The organism is Roseivivax halotolerans (assembly GCF_900115815.1).
Classification (GTDB): Bacteria; Pseudomonadota; Alphaproteobacteria; order Rhodobacterales; family Rhodobacteraceae; genus Roseivivax; species Roseivivax halotolerans.
This window is the reverse complement of record NZ_FOXV01000001.1, coordinates 320,093-333,624: the sequence shown is the minus strand read 5'-3', so window position 1 is coordinate 333,624 and position 13,532 is coordinate 320,093. Positions and strand designations below refer to the sequence as shown.

The following is a 13,532-nucleotide window of genomic DNA, read 5'->3' as shown; positions in this document are numbered from 1 at the left end:
CCTTCCGGGTTTATGCGCGACTATGCAGACCGAACCACGGTTTGTCAGGCGGAACGGCGCGTCATTCGCGAGCGCCGCCCCAGAGCACGACAAGAGGACCGTCCTCGCCGAAAACCGGGTCGTTCTCGGGTCGCGACAGCGCCGCGATCTGCGCGATGTGATCTTCGTTCCGCTCGTCCGGCGCGCGGATGATCGTGCCATGCGGCTGGTCGGGCGGGTAGCCGCCGCAGACCGCGAAATCGTCGGTCTGGTCGAGGCGCATATGGCCGATGCCGCCTGGCAGCATCAGGACGTCCCCGGCATTCACCGCCATCACCTTGCCCGACCGGCCGCCGATCCGCAGGCTGGCCGAGCCCGACGCGACCGTCAGAACCTCGTGTGCATCGGGATGATAATGCTCGTAATCGAAGACCGTCGCGGTCCAGGTTCCGTGCCAGCCATTCGAGCGGTAGAGCGCTTCGATCTGATCCGAGCTCGCGCCGTCCGCGATCGCATCGGGAAAGAATAGGACCGGGAGGTCCGGATTGTTCGGCGTCACACCGTCATCGGTGAAGTTCAGGGTGCGCGCGGCGGTCGCGGCATCCCGGTGTACGAGGGCAGGTTCGGTTGTCATGGGTCGCCTCCATCCTGTGCGGATAGCGCGCGGGCGGCGTCAGAGGTTCCCGCGCTCGTCGGCGATCTTCCGCGTACCAAGCTCGGAGCCTTCCAGGACGCGCACCTCGCGTTGCGGGAAGGGGATGGAGATGCCGTGCTCCTGGAACGCATCCCATAGTGCGAGATAGACATTGCCGCGGATATTGGTCAGCCCGCCCGTTGGATCCTTGATCCAGAAGCGCAGGATGTAGTCGACCGAGGAATCGCCGAAGCCCACGATATGGCAAACGGGCGGCCTGTCGGCGAGCACCCGCGCGGTGCCTGCTGCCGCCTCGATGGCGATTTTTCGGACCTTGTGCGGATCGTCCCCGTAGGCCGTGCCGAAATAGATGTCGAGCCGCACGAAATCATTGGAATGGGACCAGTTCACCACCTGTCCGGTGATGAGATCCTCGTTCGGGATGAGGTATTCCTTGCCGTCCCGCGTCGTGATCGAGACGTAGCGCGCGCCGAGCGAGTTGATCCAGCCGAAGGTCTCGCCGAGGGAGATCACGTCGCCGGGCTTGATCGAGCGGTCGAGCAGCAGGATCACCCCCGAGACGAGGTTCGAGACGACCTTCTGAAGGCCGAAGCCCAGGCCAACGCCGATCGCGCCCGACAGGACCGCGAGGCCGGTCAGGTCCACGCCCACGAGCTTGAGTGCTATGAAGAACGCCGCGCCGTAGAGCAGCACCTGCAGGAACTTCACCGCAAGAACCTGCATCGACGGCGAGATGTCGTCGTTCGACCGTATCCGCGCCGCCGAGACAGTTGTGGCAAAGCGCGCAAGCGTGATGAGGACAAGCAGCAGAATCACCGCTTGCATCGCCAGCCACAACGTGAGGCGGCTCTCGCCGAAACTGATGCCGATCGAGTCGAGTGCCTGCCGTGCCAGTTCTGTGAGATTCAGGATCGACAGCGTCACCCAGGTCCAGGCGCCGTACCTGACAAGCGTACGCAGAACGGGATTGCCGATCAGTCGGGTGATGACCGCGATGAAGAGCCAGGCGGTCGCAAGCTCCGCCACGATGGCCAGAAGATAGGAACGCGATGGCCACGTGATCTCGCGCATCACCAGGACGGCCAACCAGGCTAGCAATGCGAAGAGAATCATTCTCACGCGGCGATGAAGCAGCACGAGAACGCGCATCCGCCACTTCGCGACGCTTTCGAGGCCGCGCATCCATTCGTAAATCCGAGGTGCGATCAGCCGCGCGCCGAGATGTGCGGCGAGGAAAAGGCCCACCGCGATACCGATCTGGTAGGCGTTCCAAGGACGCAGGAGACTCAGAAGGAACAGCTCCGCCTGTGTCAGGAGGCTGGAGAGGATGCCGGTCAATTCGGCAAATGCGGTATCCGGGGTCATTCGGAAGGGATCGCTTGGCGCTTCATGCCCTTATTGAACGGTGTGACCGGACCCAGTGCAAGTGGCGGAAGGAATGGGCTTATTCGAACTGCGTATCTTCGGTCAGGTCGAGCGTCTCCGGCCCGGCCCCGAGATGGCTCGTCCATGCAAAAAGGGCCACCCCGAGCAGGGCGGCGATCAGGGTCACGTGGACAACGTTAAGCCAGCTGCGCATCGGATCACCTTAAAACCACTGGCGGAAGATAGGGTCTCGGCTCAGGACTTCCAGCCCTCAGTTCGGGCACTGCGACGCAATCGCGCAGCTGGGCGCAGACTTGCGAGACTCGCGGCGAGGCGCTATGGGCGAATGCATGGAACGCATTTTCGACATCGACGACCGGGCCCGCTTGAAAGAGCGGTTTTTCGGCGCGGCCACCCACACGGTGCGCGCGCGTCTATGACCGCGTCCGTCTGATGTTCCGACCCGGAGGCCGCTTTCACGGCACCGGGTCAAAGCCGACGTATTTTTCTTCATTTCCATATCGGGGGGACCCCCATGTCCGGAAAAACGCTCTACGACAAGATCTGGGACGCGCATGTCGTCCATGAGGCCGAGGACGGCACCACGCATCTCTATATCGATCGCCACCTCGTCCACGAAGTGACGAGCCCTCAGGCTTTCGAAGGTCTGCGGATGGCGGGCCGCAAGGTGCGCGCGCCTGAAAAGACCATCGCGGTGCCCGATCACAACGTGCCGACCACCGGTCGGCGCGACAAACAGATCGAGAACGAAGAAAGCCGCATCCAGGTCGAGGCGCTCGACAAGAACGCGCGCGATTTCGGTGTCCACTATTATCCTGTCTCCGACGTGCGGCAGGGCATCGTACACATCATCGGACCCGAGCAGGGCTGGACCTTGCCCGGCATGACCATCGTCTGCGGCGACAGCCACACCGCGACGCATGGCGCGTTCGGGGCGCTGGCGCACGGCATCGGCACGTCGGAGGTCGAGCACGTGCTGGCGACCCAGACGCTGATCCAGTCGAAATCTAAGAACATGAAGGTCGAGGTCACCGGCAAGCTTTCTCCCGGCGTCACGGCAAAGGACATCGTTCTGTCGATCATTGGCAAGACCGGCACTGCTGGCGGCACCGGTTACGTGATCGAGTATTGCGGCGAGGCGATCGAGGCGCTGTCGATGGAAGGCCGGATGACCATCTGCAACATGGCCATCGAAGGCGGCGCGCGGGCCGGGCTCATCGCACCCGACCAGACGACCTTCGATTATGTGCAGGGCCGCCCGCACGCCCCGAAAGGCGCGCAGTGGGAGGCCGCGATGGCGTGGTGGAAGACGCTTTACTCCGATGACGACGCGCATTGGGACAAGGTCATCACGCTGCGCGGCGAGGATATCGCCCCGACCGTGACCTGGGGCACCTCGCCGGAGGATACGCTCCCGATTACCGCCGCGGTTCCAGCAGCCGATACGTTCGAGGGCGGCAAGGTCGGCGCGGCACAGCGCAGCCTCGACTATATGGGCCTCAAGCCCGGTACGCCGCTCTCCGAGATCGAGATCGATACGGTTTTCATTGGCTCCTGCACCAACGGCCGGATCGAGGATCTGCGCGCCGCGGCCGAGATTCTGAAGGGTCGAAAAATCAAGGTGAAGCGCGCAATGGTCGTGCCGGGTTCCGGCCTCGTGCGTGCCCAGGCCGAAGAAGAGGGGCTCGCCCAAATCTTCCAGGATGCCGGGTTCGAGTGGCGGCTCGCGGGCTGCTCGATGTGCCTTGCGATGAACCCGGATCAGCTGAGCCCCGGCGAGCGCTGTGCGGCGACATCCAACCGGAACTTCGAAGGGCGCCAGGGTCGCGGGGGCCGCACCCACCTCATGAGCCCGGCCATGGCCGCCGCCGCCGCGGTGACGGGCCGTTTGACGGATGTGCGCGAATTGACGTGACCTGCCCGGCTTCCCCGCTCCTGCGAGCGTCCTCGAGACGCCAATGCAGCAGGGGCGAGAGACGCCGCGCTAAGGAGAGACGATATGGACAAGTTCGAAAAGCTCACCGGGATTGCGGCACCGCTGCCGCTGGTCAACGTCGATACCGACATGATCATCCCCAAGCAGTTTCTGAAGACAATCAAGCGCTCCGGTCTTGGGGTGAATCTCTTTGACGAGATGCGCTACGACGACAGCGGCAACGAGATCCCCGATTTCGTGCTCAACAAACCCCAGTACCGCCAGGCGGAGATCCTCGTTGCCGGCGATAATTTCGGCTGCGGTTCCTCGCGCGAGCATGCGCCCTGGGCGATCAAGGATTTCGGCATTCGCTGTGTGATCGCGCCGAGCTTTGCGGAGATCTTCTACAATAACTGCTTCAAGAACGGCATCCTGCCGATCCGCCTGCCGCAGGAAACGGTCGATCTTCTTATGAAGGACGCCGAGAAGGGCGAGAATGCGCGCATGACCGTCGATCTCGAGGCGCAGGAGGTGACGACCTCGGACGGCGAAGTGGTCCGCTTCGAGATCGATCCGTTCCGCAAGCACTGTTTGCTGGAAGGGCTCGACGACATCGCTCTGACGCTCGAGCAGGCCCCGGCGATCGACACATTCGAGTCGCGGATGGCGCAGGAACGCCCCTGGGTCTGAGCGACAGCGGACGAGCACGACCAACGGCCGCGGCGTGACGCTTGCGGCCGTTTTTCGTTGGCACCCAACATATTGGGGGTCACAACAAGTCCAACTCGAAAGAATCAATCGGGAGGTGCATTTTCGCACCACGCCGTCCTGAATTTGGCCACGTTCATGGGCAGAGTCGACTCGCTGTATTGTATGCATGTCGGAAAGGCGGCAAGATTTGGGCAAAATCGAGGCATATCGCCGTCAAAGGCGACAACACGCCGAACAGAAGGACGCGGCATCGCACCGGGTCCCGTCGGCTCCGAGGGCAGGTTCTTGATCGCACGCGTCTTCAGCGCGGGGCTGCGCGCTCTGCTTATGGCCTGGATCGTGGCCATGCCGGCGCTCCTGATGCCGGGCAGTTCCGATGCGGCTGCGTCCTTGTTCCTATTCGGCGCAATCATCGCCGCCGCACTCACATTCGTCGAGTATTTCGGCAGCTCGCCAACCTTCATCGAATTCCGAGACGCGCCTCCGTTCAACCGCATTCGCTATGCGGCGCTTCTGACCATGTTGCTTTTCCTGACCCTGGTGGTCCGAGACAATGTCGCGCCGACCGAGCTGGGCGGCATCGTGACGACGCTTGGAACGGATCTCGGGCGCGCGCTGGACTTCCCCTTCTCACCCGTTCGTCTGGCCGTGCTTCTTGCGCCCGAAACGGCCGATACGGGTGAGACCGCGCTCCTGCGGGCACTGGCCGGTCTGGCCTATATCACCGGGCTGGTGACACTTGGCATTTTCGTACCGCTCATTCGGATCATGCGCTGGCCGATCCGCAAGCAGGCCTTCAATGTCTGGATCAACCTGCCTCTCTTCGACCCAACGGCCGGCGGAGACGTGATCTACCGGCTGAAACGCGATGCGAATTTTAACGTCGCCTTAGGATTCCTTCTGCCATTCCTGATCCCGGCAGCTCTCGAGGTTATGGGGTCGTTCGGGTTCGGGCTGCCGCTCGACGATCCGCATACACTGATCTGGGTGATGACCGCATGGGCGTTCTTGCCGACCTCGCTTATCATGCGTGGCATCGCACTCTGGCGCGTTGTCGACCTGATCGAGGAAAAGCGCAGGCGCACCTACGCGCAATCGGATATCTTTCAATCTGCCTGAGCGCGCTGGCGCTCGTCTCGACGCCCGCTGCGGCTGACCCTATCAAGATCGCGACCTGGCATGCGCCGCTGACCCGCAAAGGGCCGGGATTGCTTTTGCGCGATCTCGTGGCCGGAGAGGGGGAGGATCTCGAAGCGATCATTGCCGGGATCGATACGCTCGATGCCGATATCCTGCTTCTGACCGATATCGACCACGACCACGAGCTTGCCGCGCTCGGCGCGTTGAACGACGCGCTCCGCACCCCTTATCCGCATCTTTTCGCTTTGCGGCCCAATACCGGGATGCGAACGGACCTTGACCTTGATGGTAACGGCCGGACCGGGGAGCCACGCGATGCTCAAGGCTTTGGTTGGTTCGCCGGCGAAGGTGGAATGGCCTTATTGTCACGGCACGAGATCGGCGATGTCACGGATTTGAGCGCGCTTCTGTGGCGAGACGTGCCCGGCAGCCTCATCGCGCAGGATGATCCGGGCTTCGAAGTGCAGCGTTTGTCGAGCAGCGGGCACTGGATCGTGCCGATAAAGGTCTCCGGGTCGACGCTGAGCCTCTTGGCCTATCACGCGACCCCTCCGGTGTTCGACGGCCCGGAGGATCGGAACGGTCGGCGCAACCATGACGAGACGATGCTATGGGCGCACGTGCTGCAGGGTGCGTTGCACGTGCCTGCGCCCGCAGCGTCTGTCATGCTCGTGGGAAACGCGAATATCGATCCCGTTCGCGGTGAAGGCCGCCGAGAGGCCCTATCCGCGCTTATGGATGGCTCGCGCCTTCAGGACAGGGGCCCGTTCGGGGCGACCGCGCTTTGGCAGGCGGGGCCGGGCCCTATGCGGATCAGCTACATTCTGCCTGAAGCGACATTGTCCGTGCTGGAGAGCGGGTTGGGCCCGCATCTACCCGCTGCGGGACCGCATCGCGCGGTCTGGATGCTGATCGATCCGGCCGGGATCGCACCGCCTGATTCTTGACGCCACGGCGGGCTTTGCTTACCCGGTGCCGGACCCAACACGCCGCAAAGGATTCTGGCCATGAGCACGCCCTCGCTTCTCATTCTTCCCGGTGACGGGATCGGACCCGAGGTCATGGCCGAGGTCCGCAAGATCGTCGACTGGTTTGGCGCAAAGCGCGACCTGACCTTCGACGTGAGCGAGGATCTCGTGGGCGGTGCGGCTTATGACGCGCATGGCACGCCGCTCCACGACGATACGATGGCCCGCGCCCAGGACGTGGACGCGGTGCTTCTTGGTGCAGTGGGCGGCCCCAAATACGACGCTCTCGACTTCTCGCTGAAGCCCGAGCGCGGCCTTTTGCGCCTGCGTAAGGAGATGGACCTCTTCGCAAATCTCCGGCCCGCGCAATGCTTCGATGCGCTCTCGCATTTCTCGTCGCTCAAGCAGGAGGTGGTCGCTGGCCTCGATATCATGATCGTGCGCGAGCTGACCTCGGGCGTCTATTTCGGTGAACCGCGCGGCATCTTCGAGGAAGGCAACGAGCGCGTCGGCATCAACACCCAGCGCTACACCGAGAGCGAGATCGACCGCGTCGCCCGTTCGGCCTTCGAGCTCGCGATGAAGCGCGACAAGAAGCTCTGCTCGATGGAAAAGGCGAACGTCATGGAATCGGGGATCCTCTGGCGCGAGGTTGTGACCCGTGTCGGGCAGGATTACCCCGAGGTCGAGCTCAGCCACATGTATGCCGATGCCGGCGCGATGCAGCTGACCCGCTGGCCCAAGCAGTTCGACGTGATCGTCACCGACAACCTCTTCGGTGATCTGCTCTCGGACCTCGCCGCGATGCTCACCGGCTCGCTTGGCATGCTGCCATCCGCCAGCCTCGGCGCGCCGATGTCCAACGGCCGTCCGAAAGCCCTCTACGAGCCGGTGCACGGATCGGCGCCGGACATCGCGGGGCAGGGCAAGGCCAACCCGATCGCCTGCATCCTCTCTTTCGCGATGGCGCTGCGCTACAGCTTCGATCAGGGCGACGAGGCCGCGCGCGTCGAGAAAGCGGTCGAGGCCGTTCTCGCAGACGGTGTCCGCACTGCCGATCTTCTTGGAGAGGACGGCACGGTTCCGGTTTCGACCTCTGAGATGGGTGACGCGATCGTCGCCAAACTCGACGCTTCGCTCTGACCCGGTGCCGAGGACGCTTGCATCTGGCGGCGTCCTCGGTCCCAACTTGAAGACGATGCGATCTGAACCGGCCCGGAGAGCAGGATGGGACCGAATGCCAGGGGCGCAGTCTTTGCGCTGACAGGATTTGCCGTCTTCGCCACCCACGATCTCATCGTGAAGGTGTTGGGCGGGGCGTATAATCCGATCCAGATCCTGTTCTACTCGGTTCTGTTCGGCTTTCCGCTTGTCGCGCTCATGCTCATTCGTGACGCAACCCCGGGGCATCTCAGGCCCGAGCATCCTTGGTGGGTCGCGCTGCGTACGCTCGCCGCCGTCGTAACCGGCAGCGCGGCCTTCTACGCGTTCGCGAACCTGCCGCTCGCGCAGGTCTACACGATCATCTTCGCGGCGCCGCTCTTCATCACCATCCTCGCGATCCCGATCCTCGGGGAACGCGTGCGTCTTCGGCGCTGGGCGGCCGTAATCGTGGGGCTTTGCGGCGTGCTCGTGGTGCTGCGACCGGGCTCGACAGACCTGACGCTCGCACATATGGCGGCGCTGGTGGCGGCGTTCGGCAGCGCGCTGGCCTCCATCATCTCGCGCAAGATCGGCCAGGATGAACGCACGGCGGTGCTGATCCTCTATCCGATGCTCGGCAATTTCGCGGTGATGTTCGCGCTCCTGCCCTTCGTGCATGTTCCGATGCCGGTCGGAGATCTTGCGCTGAACGCCGGTCTCGCGGTTCTGGGATTCGTCGCCGCAGCGCTGATGATCGAGGCGTATCGCGCCGGCGAGGCCGTGATCGTCGCACCGATGCAATATTCCCAGATCATCTGGGCCACGCTGTTCGGCGCGTTGTTCTTCGACGAGGGGCTGGATGGGCCGACACTTGTCGGAGCTTCCATCATCATCGCGTCGGGCCTCTATATCGTCGTCCGCGAAGGCCGCGCCAACGCATCCGAGAACCGGCCCGTCAGCAGCACCCGGACCCGCTTCGAGACCGGCACATGGCCGCGGATAGACGCGCTGATCCGGCTGGCGCGAAAGCGCTCCAAAACGCGCGGCTGACCCCTTGCCAAAGGCGCGCGCATTGAGTATCCGGCGCGGCACGGTCGGAGTGTAGCTCAGCCTGGTAGAGCACTGTCTTCGGGAGGCAGGGGTCGTAGGTTCGAATCCTGCCACTCCGACCAATTTCACAAATCTGCCACTGCCCTTTCAGTTCGCACTAGACCGCGAGCGGTTCTGACATGCGCTCCTGCAAAAGGCCCGACACGCGGGCAAGGCAGGGACCGTAAGGCAGCCCCGACACACGCGCCTCGAAGAGATCCCCGGCAGCGTCCGCGAGTGCGCGGTCTCCGGCGGACATCGCGACGCCGCACAGGAACCGCGCCGCGTAATCCAGCCGCTCTGGCGCGTCGGAATTCTCGAGGATGGCGGCGGCGTTCATCATGTCGTCACGAAAGCTGATCGGGTCGGGGCGAACCGGCTCCTCCCTCACAAGGCGCGGTCCTTCGGGGCGCTGCTCGGACGGCAGATGCGCGAGGATCGCGGATTGGAACGCGCCAAGGCTCGTCAGCGGTTTGGCGAAGAACCCGTCCGCCCCGGCGGCGATGGCGAGGTGTTCAGCGAAGGGATCACCGCTTATCGCGAGAATGGCGGGCACCTTGGGGGTCGTCGCCTTCAGCTCGCGAATGAGGTCCGCGCCCGAGCCATCTGGCAGGCCCATATCGATGATCACCGCGGAGGGTCTGTAGACTTCCAGATGACGCCGTGCCGAGGCGAGGCAATCGGCTCGGCGCAGTCGCGCGCCGCTGCGGAGGCACAAGAGCCGGATGGCGTCGCAAGCATAAAGGCTGTCTTCGACCAGCAGTATCGTCAGGCCCAAGAGTGGGCGGGCCGCACTTGGCCTGAGAGGCTGTGTGAGAAATTCGGATTCGGTCATTCTGCCCTCCGGGGTTGTCGCACGGCTCACTCTGGGCACTGGTGCCTAATGGGCGGTTAACGGTCGCACCTCCTTGCGAAGGCGCCTCTGCCCGGTCCATAACCGCGTGCGATGCAGCATTGAGGAGCCTCGCACATGATCGGCCGCCTGAACCATGTCGCCATCGCCGTCCCCGATCTCGAGGCGGCATCCGCGCAATACCGCAACGCGCTTGGCGCAAAGGTCGGCGCACCGCAGGACGAGCCCGATCACGGGGTGACCGTCGTGTTCATCGAGCTGCCGAATACCAAGATCGAACTTCTCTATCCCTTGGGCGAGGAGAGCCCGATCAAGGGCTTTCTCGACAAGAATCCCTCCGGCGGCATCCATCACGTCTGCTACGAGGTGGATGACATTCTCGCGGCGCGCGACCATCTGAAATCTCAAGGGGCGCGGGTTCTCGGCTCGGGCGAGCCTAAAATCGGCGCGCATGGCAAGCCGGTGCTGTTCCTGCACCCCAAGGATTTCAACGGCTGCCTCGTGGAACTGGAACAGGTGTGAGCATACGCCGCCCGGCAAGGAGACAGACATGACCATCACCTCGGCTCTCGTGCTCTACGCGGTCATCTGGTTTCTGACCTTCCTGATCGTGATTCCGATCCGCCTGGAGACACAGGGTGATCTCGGGAAGGTCGTGCACGGCACACATGCCGGCAGCCCCGAGAATCATCACCTGAAAGCGAAGGCCTGGATCACCACGGGCATTTCGGCGGTAATCTGGGCGATCCTCTTCGTCATCATCGTTTCAGGATGGATCGGCATCCGCGATATGGATTTCTTCGGCCGCATGGGCCCAGAAGTCGTCGAGACCGACTAGGCCCGCCTGGCGGTCAGCCCGTGATAGAGGTGGGTGAAGGTCGCAGCGCCCAGAATCGGCACGAGTAGGTTTACTAGAGGCACGGTCAGCGGAAGCGCCATCAGCGTACCTGCCAGCCAGATCGTCGGAAGGTGGCGGCGACGCAGCTCTGCCGCACGCACGCGCCCGACGCGCCGCATCGCCGCGACCGTGAAGTATTCCCGGCCCAACAGAAAGCCGTTCATCGCCCAGAAGATCAGCGGCGCGAAGGGTGGAAGCATCAGGTAGAGGATAAGGGCCGCGACATTGGCAAGGATCAGAACGCCGAGAAAGGTCAGCGTGTCTTTTGCCGCCTCGAAGAACGGAATCCGCCCGGCGGCAGGCAGGTCGGGATAATGCCGAGCCTCGACCGCCTCGGCGACATCCTCGAGGAAGATCCCCGTCATCGCCGAGGCGACCGGGACCATCAGGAAGACCGACAGCCCGATCATCAGGATGAGCGAGCCCCAGCTCAGAAGGTCATCCACCCAGGTGATTTCTCCGACCCACGGGATCGTCACGGTCTCGGGCGTCGCCCATCCGACGAGCGTCGCGAAGAGCGCGTAGAAGAGCGCCAGAAGCCCAACCGCGAGACCGACGCCCAGGAACAGGACGCGCCGGAAGCGGGGATCGCCAAGCTGGCCCAGTGCGCGGGCGAACGCCGAGAAGATCACGTTTCGGCCCAGGTCACGATTGCCCCGAGATCGGGGCGCGGGCGATCCGGCGGCGCGGCGGTTTCGGTGCCGAGATGGATGAAACCGGCGACGCGTTCGTCATCCGACAGGCCGAGGCCCTCGCGCATGAAGTCGCGGTCATGGGCGGGCCACCCGGTCAGCCAGTTCGCGCCCCAACCAGCCGCGAGCGACGCATTCAGCAGGGCAAGGCAAACGCCGCCGACCGCGTAGGTTTGCTCGAGCGCGGGGATCTTGGGCGAGGCTTTCGGGCTTTCGATCACCGCGACGCAGAGCGGGGAATTGGCGAACTGGTCGTGGCCTTTCGCGATCTGGTCAGCCTCGAGACCGGCTGCCTCGCCTCTGGACGTGGCAAGCTTGGCAAGCCGCTCCAGCGCCGCGCGCTCCAACACGACGAAGCGCCAGGGCTCGAGCTTTCCGTGATCGGGGCTGCGCGAGGCGGCGGTCAGGATCGTCAGAAGTGCATCGCGATCCGGCGCAGGGGATGTGAGGGTCTTGGCCGGACGCGACCGGCGCGTCAGCAGGAAATCGAGCGCGGCATCGTTCGCATCAGGCATGGGCATCCCTCGGGTAGCATCTTGCTTTACCCGTATGTCTGTCGTGCCGCGCCGGGTTTCAACCGCGATCCCTGCAAAGGCTCAGCGCTGTTTCGCGTCGCGACGGTAAACGCCTTCCGGCAGGTCGAGCGCCGCGGCGAGATCCTGCATCTGGCTGATCGACAAGGTGATCTTCATCATTGTCTCGGTGCGCGGATCGAACTGCTCGATCGTGATGCATTCCTCGAAGGACGTGACGACGACGTCCTCCTGCAATGGGGCCGCGCCCTCATCGACCAGCGTGACGACCGTGGCGTCGAATTCGTGCTCTATGCTGAACATGACCCGAGCCTAGACCGGGATCGCAGCGGCGAAAACCGTTTTCGGCGCTAGCCGCGGCGGTACGCGTTGCCCTTGCTGACGCGCCGCCGATGAAGCGCAAAAAGTGCTGGCGCGGCAACGTAATCGTAGAGCAACTCGGAAAGCTTGTGGAGGCCGGGCAGGCGCACGAGGCGGGCCAGCCAGCGCAGTCTCGGAATCCTGTCCCAGACGCGGGCGAACGCATCGACACCGTCATAAACGCGACCGTTCTCCTCCACGTGGAACCGGCGTGCGGCGGCGCGCTTGCTCAAGCCGTAGGCATCCAGTTCACCTTCCGAGAGGCCGCGGAAGCGTATGGGGAGGTCATGTCGCTCCGTCATCCGCTTGTAGCCACGCACCTCACGGGCGCAGATTGGGCATGTATCGTTGTAGATAACGGTCAGTTGCTCGGTCATTTCCGGCAAGCTAGGTGTCGGCAAGCCATCGCCAAGTCGCAGAATCTTGGGTTTCCGCGCGGCATCGGCGGAGTTATGCCTTCCATACCAGAATTATGTGAGAGACATGCTGCGCCTCCTTCCTCTTCTCCTCGTTCTTCTGTCGGCTTGCGCCCCGTTGCCTCAATCGGGGCCGGCGACGCCGCCTTCGGGCGTCTTCGAGCCTGTTGGCACGCCCGATACTCAGAACCGCGCGCAGGCGGCGGCGAACAATTTCATCGAGGTCGTGGATACGGTGGAGCCCGTGGCCGAAGCGGAATGCCGCCGCATCTCGCCTGACTCGAACTGCAATTTCATCATTGTCGTCGATGATCGGCCCGGCCAGCAGCCGAACGCCTACCAGACGATAGACCGCGCGGGCCGGCCGATCCTCGCTTTCAATCTCGCGCTGATCGCCTCGGTGAACAATGCCGACGAACTGGCCTTCGTGATGGGGCACGAAGCCTCGCACCACATTCTCGGCCATCTCAACCGGCAACAGCAAAACGCCAGTGTCGGCGCGGTCATCTTCTCGGGCCTTGCCGCCGCTTCGGGCGCCAGCGAAGATTATATCCGTGAGGCCGAACAGATCGGCGCGCAGGTGGGCGCACGGCGCTATTCCAAGGATTTCGAGCTCGAGGCAGACCAGCTCGGCACGATCATCACCGCGCGCGCAGGCTACAATCCAGTCCGCGGTGCCGAGTTCTTCTTGCGTATTCCCGATCCCGGCAACCGCTTCCTCGGCTCACACCCGCCGAACGCTGCCCGGATCGACATCGTGCGCCGTACCGCCGCCCGCATCGGCGCGATTTGAT

The 13,532-nt window shown here is 63.7% G+C and carries 17 protein-coding genes and 1 tRNA gene; 10 read left to right on the top strand and 8 right to left on the bottom strand.

The annotated features are described in order from the left end of the window. Positions 1-61: 61 nt before the first annotated feature. From BM171_RS01655 to BM171_RS19325, 3 genes are all read right to left on the bottom strand, one after another. Positions 62-613 carry a cupin gene (locus BM171_RS01655; protein ID WP_139218655.1) on the bottom strand — a complete coding sequence of 184 codons (552 nt, stop codon included), beginning with the start codon at positions 611-613 and terminating at the stop codon, positions 62-64. Positions 614-652: 39 nt separating this feature from the next. Next, a complete protein-coding gene (locus BM171_RS01650) occupies positions 653-1,999 on the bottom strand; it encodes a mechanosensitive ion channel family protein (RefSeq protein ID WP_093009043.1) in 1,347 nt (448 codons plus the stop codon). Positions 2,000-2,078: 79 nt separating this feature from the next. After that, positions 2,079-2,213 (bottom strand): hypothetical protein, encoded by a 135-nt coding sequence (locus tag BM171_RS19325; RefSeq protein ID WP_281244598.1) that lies wholly within the window; start codon positions 2,211-2,213, stop codon positions 2,079-2,081. Positions 2,214-2,534: 321 nt separating this feature from the next. On the opposite strand from BM171_RS19325, the gene leuC reads away from it, so the two are divergent. The 7 genes from leuC (at position 2,535) to BM171_RS01615 (ending at position 9,069) form a co-directional block, all read left to right on the top strand. Then, entirely contained in the window at positions 2,535-3,935 is a 1,401-nt protein-coding gene (gene leuC, locus BM171_RS01645; RefSeq protein ID WP_093009042.1) for a 3-isopropylmalate dehydratase large subunit, read from the top strand. An 84-nt stretch (positions 3,936-4,019) separates the two neighbouring features. Next, positions 4,020-4,625 (top strand): 3-isopropylmalate dehydratase small subunit, encoded by a 606-nt coding sequence (gene leuD / locus BM171_RS01640; protein ID WP_093009041.1) that lies wholly within the window; start codon positions 4,020-4,022, stop codon positions 4,623-4,625. Between the two features lie 306 nt (positions 4,626-4,931). After that, complete coding sequence (locus BM171_RS01635) at positions 4,932-5,765, top strand: hypothetical protein (RefSeq protein WP_093009040.1); 834 nt, start codon at positions 4,932-4,934, stop codon at positions 5,763-5,765. A 95-nt stretch (positions 5,766-5,860) separates the two neighbouring features. Beyond that, positions 5,861-6,733, top strand: coding sequence for an endonuclease/exonuclease/phosphatase family protein (locus BM171_RS01630; protein WP_175497460.1), 873 nt, complete (start codon positions 5,861-5,863; stop codon positions 6,731-6,733). 60 nt (positions 6,734-6,793) lie between these two features. Then, positions 6,794-7,897, top strand: a complete 1,104-nt coding sequence (gene leuB, locus BM171_RS01625) for a 3-isopropylmalate dehydrogenase (protein WP_093009039.1) — start codon at positions 6,794-6,796, stop codon at positions 7,895-7,897. Between the two features lie 84 nt (positions 7,898-7,981). Next, complete coding sequence (locus tag BM171_RS01620; protein WP_093009038.1) at positions 7,982-8,947, top strand: DMT family transporter; 966 nt, start codon at positions 7,982-7,984, stop codon at positions 8,945-8,947. 45 nt (positions 8,948-8,992) lie between these two features. Further along, a tRNA-Pro gene (locus BM171_RS01615) sits at positions 8,993-9,069 on the top strand. Positions 9,070-9,104: 35 nt separating this feature from the next. Here the strand turns inward: BM171_RS01615 and BM171_RS01610 are convergent. Then, on the bottom strand, positions 9,105-9,821 hold the full coding sequence (locus BM171_RS01610; protein WP_093009037.1) for a response regulator: 717 nt from the start codon (positions 9,819-9,821) through the stop codon (positions 9,105-9,107). A 135-nt stretch (positions 9,822-9,956) separates the two neighbouring features. Here BM171_RS01610 and mce point away from each other — a divergent pair, with 135 nt between their 5' ends. Together mce and BM171_RS01600 are read left to right on the top strand one after the other, a co-directional pair. Next, positions 9,957-10,361 carry a methylmalonyl-CoA epimerase gene (mce, locus tag BM171_RS01605; protein ID WP_093009036.1) on the top strand — a complete coding sequence of 135 codons (405 nt, stop codon included), beginning with the start codon at positions 9,957-9,959 and terminating at the stop codon, positions 10,359-10,361. 28 nt (positions 10,362-10,389) lie between these two features. Next, positions 10,390-10,677 carry a DUF1467 family protein gene (locus BM171_RS01600; RefSeq protein WP_093009035.1) on the top strand — a complete coding sequence of 96 codons (288 nt, stop codon included), beginning with the start codon at positions 10,390-10,392 and terminating at the stop codon, positions 10,675-10,677. On the opposite strand, the gene BM171_RS01595 is transcribed toward BM171_RS01600, so the two are convergent. From BM171_RS01595 to BM171_RS01580, 4 genes are all read right to left on the bottom strand, one after another. Then, positions 10,674-11,369, bottom strand: a complete 696-nt coding sequence (locus BM171_RS01595; protein ID WP_093009034.1) for an EI24 domain-containing protein — start codon at positions 11,367-11,369, stop codon at positions 10,674-10,676. The two genes, BM171_RS01600 and BM171_RS01595, sit on opposite strands and share 4 nt — an antisense overlap. Continuing rightward, complete coding sequence (locus BM171_RS01590) at positions 11,366-11,944, bottom strand: nitroreductase family protein (RefSeq protein WP_093009033.1); 579 nt, start codon at positions 11,942-11,944, stop codon at positions 11,366-11,368. Before BM171_RS01590 ends, BM171_RS01595 begins: the two co-directional genes overlap by 4 nt. An 81-nt stretch (positions 11,945-12,025) precedes the next feature. Then, positions 12,026-12,265: a hypothetical protein gene (locus tag BM171_RS01585; protein WP_093009032.1), complete on the bottom strand. Its 240-nt coding sequence runs from the start codon at positions 12,263-12,265 to the stop codon at positions 12,026-12,028. A 47-nt stretch (positions 12,266-12,312) separates the two neighbouring features. Further along, positions 12,313-12,699 (bottom strand): thiol-disulfide oxidoreductase DCC family protein, encoded by a 387-nt coding sequence (locus BM171_RS01580; protein WP_093009031.1) that lies wholly within the window; start codon positions 12,697-12,699, stop codon positions 12,313-12,315. Positions 12,700-12,805: 106 nt separating this feature from the next. Between BM171_RS01580 and BM171_RS01575 the strand changes: the two genes are divergently transcribed. After that, positions 12,806-13,531: a M48 family metallopeptidase gene (locus BM171_RS01575; RefSeq protein WP_093009030.1), complete on the top strand. Its 726-nt coding sequence runs from the start codon at positions 12,806-12,808 to the stop codon at positions 13,529-13,531. Position 13,532: the final 1 nt, after the last annotated feature.